The organism is Wolbachia endosymbiont (group B) of Dolichovespula media (assembly GCF_947179505.1).
Lineage (GTDB): Bacteria > Pseudomonadota > Alphaproteobacteria > Rickettsiales > Anaplasmataceae > Wolbachia.
In genome coordinates this window covers 313,728-326,786 of sequence record NZ_CAMXBR010000002.1, presented here as the reverse complement: position 1 = coordinate 326,786, position 13,059 = coordinate 313,728, and the positions used below count along the sequence as shown (strand labels likewise).

Genomic DNA, 13,059 nt, shown 5'->3' with positions numbered 1-13,059 from the left:
TCATGCCTCTCATTCTGCAAATACATTTTTGCTAACACCTATCACTTTAAAACTACACGATACCAAGTCTCCTGTTCTTGTTACTTCCATACCGTTCACAAATACGCTGTTTGACCCTTGCGTTAGTGTCTCCCCTATAGTCAAGATATCACCCCTACGACACACAGATCTACTATTTACAAATACGTCTTCACTTCCACTCATACAAACATGAACCGGTATTCCTGTACAATTATCCCCTACACAAACGATTGCTTTACCCATATGCTAGTTTAGATCTATTCTCCTTCCCTTAAGTTTTATTCTTTCTTTTGTCATTTCTATACTCGATTCTCCAGCTTTCAGTGTTATTTTATCTACTACTTCAATCTCTAAATGATGTTTATCTTTATCGTATGACAACTTTGTTCCATCTTGAAATGTTAAGCTACTCACCTCTTTTTTATTCTCTGATGCAGGGTATTTTTCCTGGTATATCCCTCCTAACACCACTCCTAACGATAATTCGCCAAGAGGAGAAAATACCACAACTTGTTCATTGATATCTGGCGGAGACCAATCTCTATCTTTTCCTGCTTTGCTCGTTATCCACGGTAAATAATCTGTTAAAAGTTCTCCTATTTTCACTCTTACTTTTGCTTTTTCATAATCTATTTCTTTTACAACTCCTATACGAACAATGTTGGCCAGTTTTCTCTGTAATTCCGAAATTGCAAAATTACTTTCTAACATTTATTTCACCGATTTCTATTTTGTGTGGGATAAATTTTCCTTCTTTCCAAATAGATCGCCCTACGTGTATTCTATGCACCCAATCCACCATCCACACTAAATACGCATCTAACTCCGGCCTAAATCCGTCAATTTCCGCAGAGATAAATTCTCCTGGCGAAACATTCTTCACGTTCCAAGTATTTTTATTTACTACTCTTGCAACCTCAGCAGCTAATGTTTTGACAATAATAGGGGCATTTTCTATTGTGCTATCAATCACAATTCGTGCTTCAAATCTTGCTTTCAGAGCTAATTCTTCAGTACCTGGATCTTTACCTGGTTTTAAACTTGCTAGTTCCACAAACACCGCTGGCGCTACTAATTCTTTTCTTATTGCTGGATAAATTTCACATGTCTGTATAGCCGGTATTTCTTCCTTTAACTTAGTACAAATTGCTTGATGTAAATCTTTCAAATTCATCCTTTATAGCTCAATTCACGTTCAAAAAATTTTGTAAATACTTCCTCAACCTCATAATTAACAAGATTTCCTATTATCCTTGAAGCCTCAGGTTCTAGTGGCAACTTAATTTCCTTTATTGGCAGGGCTGTTCTTCCTTCACGCTTAAAAATACCGCTATTTCCTTTTGGCATAACTGCTGCAAATCCTCCTATAAACTCATGCTTTCCTACTTTCGATCCTCTTCTTGTTTTTTGTATTTTACCAATTATCGATGCTCTAATGTCGTAGAGATTTGCTCTAATTAACACTTCTAATCTGCTTGTTTTTGCTTTAAAAATTCTTAATCTCTTTCTTATCAAACTTAATTTTATCTTCTTTTCCTCACTAATTTCTTTTGCTGTCTTCAATTTTAGCCATAGTGCTGTTCTGTTTAACGCTCTCACTATTGCTAATTCTATTTTTTTTCTTTTAGCATTTACACTTTCTATTACCTCATTACTATTAACTTCTATATGCACAGGTCTGGTAGAGACTTATGACCTTGAAATCAGCGATTTGGTCTCATAACCATAGTCTCCCCAAAAGAACCGTGCTTGCGGATTTCCCGCACACGGCTCCACAATACAGCGTTCACACTAGTGCTCCTGTGTATAAAGAAACATATACCTTTGGTTTTGGTAATGGATTTACTTTTAAATAGTGTATAAATTGTTCCCAATCGATACTTTTCTTTTGACTACGTCGGTTTATCCACTTAAATGCTAACTTTGTTGCCAGTCGATTGAATTGAATCAAACACCGATAATTTCCGCTAACTCCGAAGTAGCTATAGTGTCCTGTTAGTTTGGCTTTAAGTTTCTGCCACCAATCTTTGAGACAGATACGACTTCGTACCATCTTCAACCACTCTTTGATTTCTTTAATCTTTCTAGCTAGGCTTATTTTTGAAGTTTTCTGCTTCATCATAAGTTTACCATTACGACTTTTTCCACAATAATGTGTAAATCCTAGAAAGTTGAAGCTAGCCGTCCTACGTTTCTCTCTTTCTGCTTGATACCATTCTTTCTTACCAAACTTTACTATTTTTGTTTTATTTTCAGCTATTTCCAATCCAAATTTACTTAGTCTTTGTTTCAGTAATTCTAGAAATTCTTTTGCGTCTTCTTCCCTCTCGCAGCCAACTACAAAATCGTCGCAAAACCTTATTAGCTGTATATATCCTCTGGCTTTTGGCTTAAATTTCTTTTCAAACCATAAGTCCAGCACATAGTGTAAGTATATATTAGCTAATACAGGGCTTACTATACCACCTTGTGGTGTGCCTTGATCGGTTGCTTTGTAACATCCAACTTCGACTATTCCTGCCTTTAGAAATCGTTTTATTAACCACAATAAATTTGGGTCAGCTATTCGTTCCCTTAGACAATTCATTAGCCATTTATGTTGAACATTATCAAAGAACTTCTTGATATCCACTTCTACAATATAGTTAATTGGTTTGTGCATAACTGCTTTATCTAGAGCGTTTATCGCCTGATGACAATTTCTTCCTGGTCGAAATCCATACGAGCTGTCCATAAAGTTTGCTTCATAAATATTTTCTAATATCTTCTTTAGCATTACCTGTACCAACTTTTCTTCTGTTGATGGTATTCCGAGACCGCGTTTTTCCTTGCTTCCAATTTTGGGTATGTATACCCTTTTCACTGGTTGCGGTCGGTATTGCTTTCTCTTCATACTATCCACTAGCGTTCTAAGTTTCTCTTCTAGATTTTCTCCATAAGCTTCCACTGTCACACGATCTATACCGCAAGCCTTGTTGCGTTTTAGTTCCTTGTAACACTCTGCAAGATTCTCTTCATTAATCAAATGAACTAGCGATGTAAATTTTACTCGCTTATCTTGCTTAGCCCTTACTGCTATCTGGTTTAGTTTTCCTTGCATACTCCTCCAATCTCTGTTGTATTGGTATAGCAATCCCTATACCAGTCACTATATTGCTAACCGCTTCCCCTTGTATGTGGCTTTCCCACACTCCGAGTACTATCAGTTAGTCCGACTTCCTTTGCATCTTCCTCCAGTCCTTGCCTTTATTGACTTGTTCCAGAGTACCCTTACAGGAATACAAAGGATCTCCCAAGTTCACGTAAGGTCCATCTCAACACATGACGCGGCCTTCGATCCCGATGGGGTGAGTAATATCTTTCCTTAGCGTTATTACCCATGTTGCCTTCCACCAAATGTAAAGTGTCGGCCCCCATGACGCGTGAATTACGGGACTCAATACCTTCACTTTCGTTGCACCCTATGTTGTCCATTCCATTAGCTTTACTACGCTCGTTACCTTACGCAGCATAATGGTTTGTTCCAGGTTGCTGGCTAAGCTTTACCCGTGTTGGATTTTCACCAACTGTTCCTTACGCACTTCTTGGCGCACACATTTTACACCCCATACGCTTCGATTCGCCAGACCATTCCAGATTTATCTCTAAGTGGTGGTGTGTGTATTTTGTATTTGCAATCACCTATAACAAAAATATCTCCTACAATTGGCCTCAGTATATCAAAAATGCTTACCTCAAGAAAAAGCATCTCTCCCACAAATTGTCCTTCACCAATCTCGTATAATTTATCTGGCTGTTGCTTTAATACCTGTACCATATATGACTTATTCTTTGACTCATATAAAGCTAACTCCCCTAAATGGATAAGACAATCTTTAAATAATCGCTTAATACTCTCTTGCATTCTTCTATTTTATTCATTAAGTTTTCATCAGTACGCTATATGCTGATAGAATACTAACTGCCTTTTTGTTGCTCTATCAGTATTTTTATGTTGCAACGACCTTGACCAAAACGGCCGGGCGGTGGCACATTGGCAGAGGGTTCGACTGTGTATGCAAATCAGTCCCTCTATCAAATCTTCTTGGCTCTTGTTTTGCATAGAGTGGCTGTCCAAGAGTATTCACTGTTTCATTAAAATCTGCTGGTGCAAAATATGTTGTAAATGTGCTTGCTGTTCCTACTGGAAAACAGTGCCCTGTATCTTTCTCAATAAACCTTCTTACATTTCCCTCAGGATCAGTTGCTTGCCCTCTATATTCCTCAAATGTGATTCCGCAGAATGTAAATCCTGACCTCATATCATTCCTTAGCGCTGCTCCTTCTTGCCATCTCTCATATGCCTCTTTCACCTTACTATGGGAAGTTAATGCATCAAAAAACTCAGGGCTTACCAGTGCATGAATTCCCGTCATATATTCACCACTTAAGTTATCCTCAATATGTCGCAATACCTCCAAGCACTTACGCTTTACATCAGTTGTTGCTGTTCCAAGGGCAAAATTTACTACTTTTGGTGTTATTTCAAATTCGTTGTACAGATTTAATAATTCCGACCCATCAGCATCTAAAATTATTCCCTTCAGCGCTCCCATACGCAAATGCTCCAACGTTATTGCATGTTTATTTCTCATTAGCTGCAAATGGTCAGTTATTACATCTGCCAGCGCTTTCAGTTCACTTTCTGACCCAAATGCTCTTATTCCCTGTACTTCCTCTGGTAACACTACATCATCGTGAGGAATATGTGGAATCGTAAATGTTCTTACTTTTCTTTTTCCTCTTTTTCCTACTGTTGCTGGTGCTCCTGGTATTTGTGTTGGTAATAAACTTAATACTCCGTTGTGTTCTTCTATGGTAATATGTCTAAATCTTACTGATCTACTTGGAAACAAATTTAAATTTTCAATTCGTCCATAATTTATCGGCAATATATTTATCGCATTTGTTAGTGCCGTCATGCTAAATGCTGTGTTTGTAAATGGATTTTGCATTTTTTATTTTCCCCCTTTGTGTTTTTTATTGTTTAATATAGCCTTAGACTGCTTTACGGATAATGATCCCTCGTCCTTCAAGTTGCTTTATTGCTGCATTTTTTTGCTCTTCAGTGATATTTGCTGGCCACACCACTGCATGATCTGCTAGTATTGCACCACGAGTAATAATTACTCCTTTCATATCAGAATCTTTGCTATGTATATCGGTTGTAATTACTCCTACTGCTGTTTGTGTGCCGTCTGTTCCAGTGGGGTTCAGCACTCTAATAAAACCATCATCTGTCTTCTTGGCAACTACTGTACCAAGTTTAATATTTTGATCTTTCGCTACAGTTATTTGGTCTCTTGAATATAGACTTGATGCTTCATACTTTAATAAGTCACCTAGATTATTTTGTTCGCTTATACAACTCATAAATTTCTCTCCTTAACTTCTTACCGCCGCTTTTATCAATGCTATATACGGTGGTTATAAAAATACTTTAACTCCTACGACTTCTTGCTACCTGTATCATTAAATCTTCTCCTGAATTCTGTGGTATTGCACTCAGTATTTCTGTCTTCTTCGTTCGCTCTGCTAGCAGTTCCATTAAAACTTCCCTGGCTTGTTCAACACTTACGCTTTGCTCAATAAATTCTCCTATCTTTTCTGGCATCTTTGACATATTACATAATCTTATTATCTCTAAAATTTCTCTACGACAGTTTTCGTAGCCTTCATCAGTTAACTCATTAGTTGTCATACTAACACTCCTATGATTATTGATAAATTCAAAAAATGTTGTAACTCCATCTGCAACACCTATTTCTACTGCTCTCTCGCCAAAATATAGCCCTGCCTCCGTTGATCGAATCTTTTCAATTGAAAGACCTCTGTTCCTCGCTATTAGCTGCACAAACATTTCATATAGTCGGTCTACTTCTTTTTGTAAGCTTTCCAGACTTTCAGACGTTATTGGCTCATGTGGGTTTAAATCATTTTTTCTACTTCCTGCAAATACTGTGGTATATTTTATTCCACATTTTTCATCAAACCTACTTTGATCTATATGACTTGCTATTACTCCAATACTGCCCACACCAGAAGTTCTGCTCACAAATACCTTCTCAGTGCTAGAGGCTATAGCGTACGCAGCAGAATATGCATCATCATTTGCTATTGCAATAATTCTCTTTTTTGTTCTTGATTCATAAATAAAATCAGCTAAGTCAAATACTCCATTTACCTCTCCTCCTGGACTATCTATATCAAGCAGAATAGTTTCTATATCTTTGTTTGATAATGCTTCTTCTATTTCTTCTTGAATTTTCTCATATGATGTCATTCCCAGAAAATCGTCAAAAGCTCCTGGTTTTTTGGTCAAAATTCCATGTATTGCTATTACTGCTGTTTTTTCTATATTCTGATTTACTGCATGTTTTATATTTTTAAAGATAGGTTGTTTTCCGTTATATAGTGACAACAGGTCAAAGCTTTTTTGCTCTATCATCATCGGCCTACATAGCCAGTTGGTTTGTAAAATTTCCATAAAGTAAACGAGATTTATTTTGTTTGTGTCCTGACATCAGAATCAAAGAAAAGGTTGAGAGAATCAGCACGCTTTTGATCTTCTGCTATTTCTTGATCAATTTCTTCTACATCGTAACCCATTTCTGATACTACTTCCGATCGACTCTTAAATCCATTCCTTACTGCCATTTGCTGTGCTTGCTGGTCTTTCAGTGGATCTACCCAATCAAATCCCTGTGGTATCCATTTTACATCTTTAAATATTTGATTATCTGTTGTAGAAAGCTCTCCAGATAAAGTGGCAAGTTCTAGCCATCTACTCCATACTGGTCTGCAAAATTGGAATACTATAATGTTATGTTGCAGCATAGCGCATCGACGACGAAACTCTATTAATCCTGCTCTGATTGATGAGTAATTAACACCTGTTAAATCTCCTGTTAGCTGTTCATATGTTATCCCTGTACCAATCGCTATTGCCCTGAGTTGCTGTCTCATGAATGCTTCATAACTTCCTCCAACATCAGATGGCTCTGAAAATTTTATGTCTTCTCCTGGGTCTAAAAGCTGCATTGTTCCTGGCTCTAAACCGGATAGTGCTACTCCTTGCTCATTACTTTCACCTTCCCCCATGATATTTGCTTCAGGATCAAGTCTCGTAATAAACCCTGCAAACATCGCTGCTGTCTTTTTTCTCACTAATTCTGCATCATCGTATTGATCAAGTTCATAAAGCTTCAGCAGTATATTAGAAAGCCAAGGTTCCCCTCTAATTTGTCCAGGTCTTAAAGGTTTGTAGATATGTAAAACATCATTTGCCGGTACTCTAAATGATTCTCCAAATGAACCTTCACCTGGATGCTCTCTAAATAAGTAATATGCCTCTCTTTGCCCAAGCTTGTTAAACTCAATCCCGTTTCTTATTACATTACCATTTGCTAAAGTTTGATTTGTTTTATTGTCTAAATGTTCAGACTCAAGTACTTGCAGTTGTAGTGGTACAGAAAATCTATCTTCCAGCTTTCTCGTTCTTAAACGTATAAAACATTCTCCTCCCTCTATCATACTTCTGCATACTAGAGCTTGTAATCCATAAAAATCACTTACTCCGTTACTGTCTGCTTCATCTGTCCATTTTAGCCATAATTCTTGCACCTTCTTTCGAAATTCTCCATCTCTTGCTTTTGATTGCGGTTTTATTCCTGTTCCAATAGAGTTACTTACTATTGTATCAATGATATTTGCTGCATATGGATTTTTTCTCACCATATCACGTGATCTACTACGTAAAGTTTCAAGGCTTTGAGACAGCAAATTGTTTATACTTCCTGACTCTGGTTGAAAGTGAAAAAATCTTCTTCCTGAACCTGCTGCATCCCACGCTGAGCTTTTTATCTTTGGTTTGTTAAATAATTGCTTGAACGATTTTAATAGCATTACTTTTCCTGATCTGAAACTTTAGATAACTCAGCTTCTAATTCCTCTATTGTTGGCAAAGCTGTTTTTATATTCTCTGGTAGATTTTCAGTAATTTTATATTCTGCCAACCCTATCGGTTTATTTATGTCTTTAAGTGTATACTTAGCTAGTACATTATCCTTTGACTTGCATAAATTAATCCTATAGATGGTTGATCTGTCTCATGCTTTAGTAAATCATCAACGGCTGAAAGATAAAAATTCATTTTACCTGCATATTCTGGCTTGAAATCTTTGTCTTTTAGCTCAATTACTACAAAGCAACGTAACTTTAAATGGTAAAACAATAAATCAATATAGAAGTCTTTATTTCCAACATCTAAGTGAAACTGCCTACCAACAAATGCAAATCCTTCACCAAGCTCTAGCAAAAACTTCTCCATGTGCCCTACAAGCCCTTTTTCTACTTCTCTTTCATGAGCATCCTTTCCTATACTTAAAAAATCAAAAATATATGGATCCTTTAATGTGTAATGCGCTAAATCTGATTGAGGCGAAGGCAGCTTCTCTTTAAAATTAGTGATAGCCTTTCCCTGACGCTTATGCAACCCAAGTTCAATCTGCATTACCATAATGTTTCTTGACCAGCCATGTTCAATTGCTTCTTTTATATAAAACAACCTTGTTTCTCGACTCTCTATCTTTTCTAAAAGAGTAACATTATGGTACCAAGTTAATTGTGCAAGAGGCTCCTGCACAAATTCAATATCAGAATACTCCTCAGCAAACTTACGCATATACTTCAAATTTCTAGGACTAAAACCTTTCATTTCTGGAAACTCAGCCTTTAAGTCTCTACTTAACTGCTCAATTACTTTGGCTCCCCAGCCATATTCTTTTTGACGCTTTAAGATCTCTGCACCAATATAGTGGTAAAGCATAATAAGCTTGCTATTTACTGCTAGTGCTGCTTTATAACGACTAGTAGCAATCTGTTCTTTCAACTGCTCTAAAAATTCTGTATATTCTTTTGCTATAATTTTTGTCATACGATTCCTTTCAACGATTTTCATCATTATATGATCCCCTTGCTCGTTGAAAAAACAATTTTCCTCTTTGGCCTCATGCCTGCAACTTTTAACCCCGCTTTTATTCGTTGCCTGAGCTCCAATAAATCCTTTATTTGAACTTCCCCGTACCGCACAACATGTTCACCATATGCAATTGAGACAACTCTTTCTCCGCTTTGCAGTTTTTGAATTGCTTTCTCAACTTGAGTTAAATATTCTTCACTGTACATTTTGATTACCAAGCCACTTACTCTGTCTTACTTTTTTAGGCTTTTTGCTTTCCATTTTTCCACTCAAACCATTCCATTTACTCTCTGGCCAACGATCGATTCCAAGCGCAATAGATGCTGCTCTTGCGTAAATTCGGCAATCTAATACTTCATTTCTTTCTCTTACCTTTTGCCACTCTTGTTTAGTGTATCCTTTTACTACCTTGCTGACTAATTGCTCTGCCGTTAGCTGCTTAAAATATTCAGGTGCATATTCGGGAAAATGACAATATCCTGCTGGAGCTTCTTCACCTTCTTTTAAAACATTAAGTAATTGAAAAAGCTCTGACTTTAATATCGATACTCCTACTGGCCAGAGCTTTATTCCTCTTTTCAGCTTTTGACCACCAACTGTTATATCTACTCTACTTGGGCTGCTAAGTGGTACTAAGGCTTTATTTACACCTTTCACTGCCATTACTTTCCCAAAGCACTGATGACCTCTTACCCAATTGTATACTTCCTGTGTTGCATATCCTGCATCAACTGCCATCATACTTATCATATATTCAAGCCCATTTTCACCGATAAAATGATGATTGAGGAGCTCCGAAAGCTTTTTCCATACTTCTCCACCTCCTGTATCTCCTTCAAATACTCGGTAGTCTATTGACCAATTTTCACGACTTTTTCCCCATGCTACAACTTCTACTTCTAAACGATCTTTTTGGACATCTACTCCTGCAGTAAGTACCACTTCTCTCCTTGGTACTGTGCCAATCTGAAAAAATTCTCTTCGGTTAAATAATTGCTTCCAGTCTGGTACTTCTCCTTTATCTACCCAAGTTTCTCCAAGTGTGGTATTTATCCAAACTTTCAGTAATTGTTCACTTTCTTTTGCATGCAGAAAATCTTCTACTGCTTGTTGCCAACTATACCAGCCTACTGGACTATAAAGACTTGAAAGATGAAATCCTTTTTTCTCACCTTTTACTCTATTAGTAGGCCTCCATTCTCCACGTTCAAGCATCTCTGTCTTTTGATGATTTTCTATCTTTTTACCACATTCTATACATATATAGTGTGCTGTATTTGGATTTTTATCTTCCCATTTTATTTGTGACCATTTTAATATTTGGTAATAATTACAATAAGGACATGGAACAAAAAAATATCTCTTATCTGTTGCTTCAAATTCCTTCTCAATTCTACTTATTCCATGAATCGTTGGTGTTGATACTAAAAAAATCTTTCGCCGTGCAAAAGTGTTAGTTCGAGCAATACTAAGCAGTACTGGATCTCCTTCTCCTCCTGAATCTCCTGGATACGCATCAATCTCATCAAGAAAGAGATACTTTACTGGCATAGATCGGAGGCCTACACTGCTGTTTGCTCCAGTTATTACTACTATTCCACCTGGAAATTCCTTACTTTGTACAGTATTGCCTGAGTCTCTTGATCTTGGGTCTTTTACTTTACTCTTTAAACATGGTGTACTCTCTATTAATGGTGCAAATCTTCCCTTCGACCAACGCTTTCGCATTTCAACTGTTGGCTGTACTACCAGCATTGGACCTGGTATCTGGTCTATGATATAGCCAATCCAATTGTTGCCAGCTTCTGTTCCTCCAATCTGCGCTCCTTTCATGAATACTACTTTTTCTGCTGGTGAGGACGGAGAAAGTGAATCCATAATTTCTTTTAAATAAGGAGTTCTTTCTGTTCTCCATTTACCTGGCTCTGATGCTGCAGTTGGCGCTAAAACTCGATACTCATTCGCCCACTCTGATACTTTAAGCTCTGGATCTGGTTTTAAACCTTCAGAAAAAGATGTGGCGTATATCATTATCTGCATCTACTCATAACTGGTTCTATCTCAACATCATTAACAGTAGAACTACACTCTTCCAATTCCATAAACATCTTTTTCTGAAATTCGTTTTCTATATATCTTTTGCTCATCTCACTTATCATTATTGCTATAACAAGCGCAAATATCCCTGTTATTGTTGCAAAAATGATTGCACTGCTTATTGTTGCTGCTGTTAAACCTATATATGCTGCCATTGCTACTGCGCTAACTGTAATACAGATGCAGATAATATTATTATGTTTTTTCATCCTTTTATCTGCTATTTCTCTCTGTGCTATATATTTATTATGAAGGGTTGGAAAATTAACAACGGTATCTCTGCAGAGTAACGCTCCATTTTTTTCATTAAATAAAACTTTAAGTAATTCTAAATTATTTGACTTGATTGCTAAATGCAAAACAGGTTTATAATTTGCTCCTTTTTTCAGCAATAACTTTACTACATGTAAATGCCCTTTTTCTGCAGCAAGGTAAACCGGCGGTAGATTTTTATTATTTGAAATATCAATATCAATTTCTTCCTTTAAGATTGCATCTACAAGCTCAATTTCTCCTCTTTGTGCAGCTAAATGGAGTAGACTATTCTTTTCAGAACCGTATTTATTACTCATCAAAGCCTTCTTTATCTCAGGTTTAGCGTAATCAAATGGTGTCTTACCGCTATCGTCTTTTACCAATGGATCTATATCTTCTCGCGTTAGTAAAACTTCTATTGTTTTAAGTCTTTCAGCGTAATGTAGTGGTGTTTTATTTTCGTAGTCTTGTAAATTAACTTGAGCATTAGGCTCCTTTATTAAGCATTTGAGGATATCCAAACATAAATCTCTTTCATCATAATTAGTATTACTTACAGCTATATGCACAGGTGACAATTTCATTGAGTTTTGTCCCATGCGTGCACTATTTACATCCGCTCCTAGCTTTAGCAGTAACTTTACTATCTCCAACTTTTTATTATTAACTGCATAGTGCATTGGTGTCTGATTTCGTACATCAAAGACATCTATTTCAGCGTTTCCTTCTCTTATCAAAATCTTTACAACTTCTGCATGTCCTATGCCTGCTGCTAGATGTAATGGCGTATGATGCAGAGCATTTCGTACATTAACGTCAACACCTTTTCCTATCAAATATCTAACTGCATTAACTTCACCTATCATTGCAGCTAAATGAAGTAAACTATCTTGCTCTGATCCATATTTATTGTTGATTAGCGCTTGTAATATTTCTGCTTTTTTCCCTTCTTTGGCGTAATCAAGAGATGTTTTACCATCATTATCTTCTATAAAAGGATTAATGTTCTTTTTCGTGAGTAACAGATCTACCATACTTAATTCATCAAACTCTATAGCGCAATGTAGTGGGGTTTTTCCGTTTAATCCTCTAATATTTACATCTAATCCAGGTTGATTAATGAGACACTTTATTAACTCTAAACTTAAGTTATCAGCCATTTTATATTCAAAATCTTTCTTATATTTGAAATTTAGTATTAGATAATTCTTGTAATGAGTTTGTAATCTCTTCAGTTAGCGCCATATGAATCTTTTCAGTGTCACTCAGTGATGCAAGCAATGCTGAAACTCTATTTGGAATATTAAGTAAATTATTACGGACAACTCTTGCTACATTAAATGCATCGCGCTTTACTTCTTCTACTGCTACAAGTTCTCCTATCTCAGCCCTAGCTTTTGCCTCAAGAAGTTTACCTCGTTCCATTTCATTTTTTATTCGAGTTTTTAGCAACATCGTGGAAAGGTTACTTGTATTTTCGTTTTCTGGATTTTTCCTCCTAAGTGGCTGACTTGGATCTCTTATTGCCGCTACTGCTTCATTTGCTTGTTCTCTATTGATCAAACCATCCTCCAACTCAACTATTCCTTTTTTTACTAAATAACAGACATATTGCTTTGATACTCCTATCTCTCTTGCCCATTCTGTTTGTGTAATTTTCACTTTTT

At 36.6% G+C, this 13,059-nt stretch carries 14 protein-coding genes and 1 pseudogene; all 15 read right to left on the bottom strand.

The window, feature by feature from the left end; all coding sequences use genetic code 11:
• Positions 1–9: 9 nt before the first annotated feature.
• Positions 10–264 (bottom strand): PAAR domain-containing protein, encoded by a 255-nt coding sequence (locus tag OM967_RS02565; protein WP_264337563.1) that lies wholly within the window; start codon positions 262–264, stop codon positions 10–12.
• A 3-nt stretch (positions 265–267) separates the two neighbouring features.
• The gene (locus OM967_RS02560; protein WP_264337562.1) at positions 268–732 is read right to left on the bottom strand and encodes a phage baseplate assembly protein V; all 465 of its coding nucleotides are present in this window, start codon (positions 730–732) and stop codon (positions 268–270) included.
• Positions 719–1,195 (bottom strand): hypothetical protein, encoded by a 477-nt coding sequence (locus OM967_RS02555; RefSeq protein ID WP_264337561.1) that lies wholly within the window; start codon positions 1,193–1,195, stop codon positions 719–721. Before OM967_RS02555 ends, OM967_RS02560 begins: the two co-directional genes overlap by 14 nt.
• On the bottom strand, positions 1,192–1,695 hold the full coding sequence (locus OM967_RS02550; protein WP_405197049.1) for a phage tail protein: 504 nt from the start codon (positions 1,693–1,695) through the stop codon (positions 1,192–1,194). The genes OM967_RS02555 and OM967_RS02550 overlap by 4 nt, the downstream gene beginning before the upstream one ends.
• 112 nt (positions 1,696–1,807) lie before the next feature.
• Positions 1,808–3,121: a group II intron reverse transcriptase/maturase gene (gene ltrA, locus OM967_RS02545; RefSeq protein ID WP_264337348.1), complete on the bottom strand. Its 1,314-nt coding sequence runs from the start codon at positions 3,119–3,121 to the stop codon at positions 1,808–1,810.
• Positions 3,122–3,619: 498 nt separating this feature from the next.
• Positions 3,620–3,925, bottom strand: a complete 306-nt coding sequence (locus tag OM967_RS02540; protein WP_143688821.1) for a head-tail joining protein — start codon at positions 3,923–3,925, stop codon at positions 3,620–3,622.
• A gap of 85 nt (positions 3,926–4,010) precedes the next feature.
• The gene (locus OM967_RS02535; RefSeq protein ID WP_264337560.1) at positions 4,011–5,015 is read right to left on the bottom strand and encodes a major capsid protein; all 1,005 of its coding nucleotides are present in this window, start codon (positions 5,013–5,015) and stop codon (positions 4,011–4,013) included.
• Between the two features lie 43 nt (positions 5,016–5,058).
• Positions 5,059–5,433 carry a head decoration protein gene (locus OM967_RS02530; protein ID WP_264337559.1) on the bottom strand — a complete coding sequence of 125 codons (375 nt, stop codon included), beginning with the start codon at positions 5,431–5,433 and terminating at the stop codon, positions 5,059–5,061.
• A 67-nt stretch (positions 5,434–5,500) separates the two neighbouring features.
• Entirely contained in the window at positions 5,501–6,547 is a 1,047-nt protein-coding gene (locus tag OM967_RS02525) for a S49 family peptidase (RefSeq protein ID WP_264337558.1), read from the bottom strand.
• A 14-nt stretch (positions 6,548–6,561) separates the two neighbouring features.
• On the bottom strand, positions 6,562–7,965 hold the full coding sequence (locus OM967_RS02520) for a phage portal protein (RefSeq protein ID WP_264337557.1): 1,404 nt from the start codon (positions 7,963–7,965) through the stop codon (positions 6,562–6,564).
• Positions 7,965–8,995: pseudogene (locus tag OM967_RS02515) on the bottom strand (PDDEXK nuclease domain-containing protein). The gene OM967_RS02520 and the pseudogene OM967_RS02515 overlap by 1 nt, the downstream one beginning before the upstream one ends.
• A gap of 26 nt (positions 8,996–9,021) precedes the next feature.
• Positions 9,022–9,246: a gpW family head-tail joining protein gene (locus OM967_RS02510; RefSeq protein ID WP_264337556.1), complete on the bottom strand. Its 225-nt coding sequence runs from the start codon at positions 9,244–9,246 to the stop codon at positions 9,022–9,024.
• Complete coding sequence (locus OM967_RS02505; RefSeq protein ID WP_264337555.1) at positions 9,236–11,071, bottom strand: phage terminase large subunit family protein; 1,836 nt, start codon at positions 11,069–11,071, stop codon at positions 9,236–9,238. The genes OM967_RS02510 and OM967_RS02505 overlap by 11 nt, the downstream gene beginning before the upstream one ends.
• Positions 11,071–12,552, bottom strand: coding sequence for an ankyrin repeat domain-containing protein (locus tag OM967_RS02500; RefSeq protein ID WP_264337417.1), 1,482 nt, complete (start codon positions 12,550–12,552; stop codon positions 11,071–11,073). The genes OM967_RS02505 and OM967_RS02500 overlap by 1 nt, the downstream gene beginning before the upstream one ends.
• Before the next feature lie 19 nt (positions 12,553–12,571).
• Positions 12,572–13,054, bottom strand: coding sequence for a hypothetical protein (locus OM967_RS02495; RefSeq protein ID WP_264337554.1), 483 nt, complete (start codon positions 13,052–13,054; stop codon positions 12,572–12,574).
• Positions 13,055–13,059: the final 5 nt, after the last annotated feature.

What these genes read in the sequence shown, in the direction of transcription:
- OM967_RS02560 (WP_264337562.1), bottom strand. Translation starts at nt 732, where the DNA reads ATGTTAGAAAGTAATTTTGCAATTTCGGAATTACAGAGAAAACTGGCC.
- OM967_RS02520 (WP_264337557.1), bottom strand. Translation starts at nt 7,965, where the DNA reads ATGCTATTAAAATCGTTCAAGCAATTATTTAACAAACCAAAGATAAAA.
- OM967_RS02565 (WP_264337563.1), bottom strand. Translation starts at nt 264, where the DNA reads ATGGGTAAAGCAATCGTTTGTGTAGGGGATAATTGTACAGGAATACCG.
- OM967_RS02505 (WP_264337555.1), bottom strand. Translation starts at nt 11,071, where the DNA reads ATGATATACGCCACATCTTTTTCTGAAGGTTTAAAACCAGATCCAGAG.
- OM967_RS02510 (WP_264337556.1), bottom strand. Translation starts at nt 9,246, where the DNA reads ATGTACAGTGAAGAATATTTAACTCAAGTTGAGAAAGCAATTCAAAAA.
- OM967_RS02555 (WP_264337561.1), bottom strand. Translation starts at nt 1,195, where the DNA reads ATGAATTTGAAAGATTTACATCAAGCAATTTGTACTAAGTTAAAGGAA.
- OM967_RS02540 (WP_143688821.1), bottom strand. Translation starts at nt 3,925, where the DNA reads ATGCAAGAGAGTATTAAGCGATTATTTAAAGATTGTCTTATCCATTTA.
- OM967_RS02535 (WP_264337560.1), bottom strand. Translation starts at nt 5,015, where the DNA reads ATGCAAAATCCATTTACAAACACAGCATTTAGCATGACGGCACTAACA.
- OM967_RS02525 (WP_264337558.1), bottom strand. Translation starts at nt 6,547, where the DNA reads ATGGAAATTTTACAAACCAACTGGCTATGTAGGCCGATGATGATAGAG.
- OM967_RS02530 (WP_264337559.1), bottom strand. Translation starts at nt 5,433, where the DNA reads ATGAGTTGTATAAGCGAACAAAATAATCTAGGTGACTTATTAAAGTAT.
- ltrA (WP_264337348.1), bottom strand. Translation starts at nt 3,121, where the DNA reads ATGCAAGGAAAACTAAACCAGATAGCAGTAAGGGCTAAGCAAGATAAG.
- OM967_RS02500 (WP_264337417.1), bottom strand. Translation starts at nt 12,552, where the DNA reads ATGGCTGATAACTTAAGTTTAGAGTTAATAAAGTGTCTCATTAATCAA.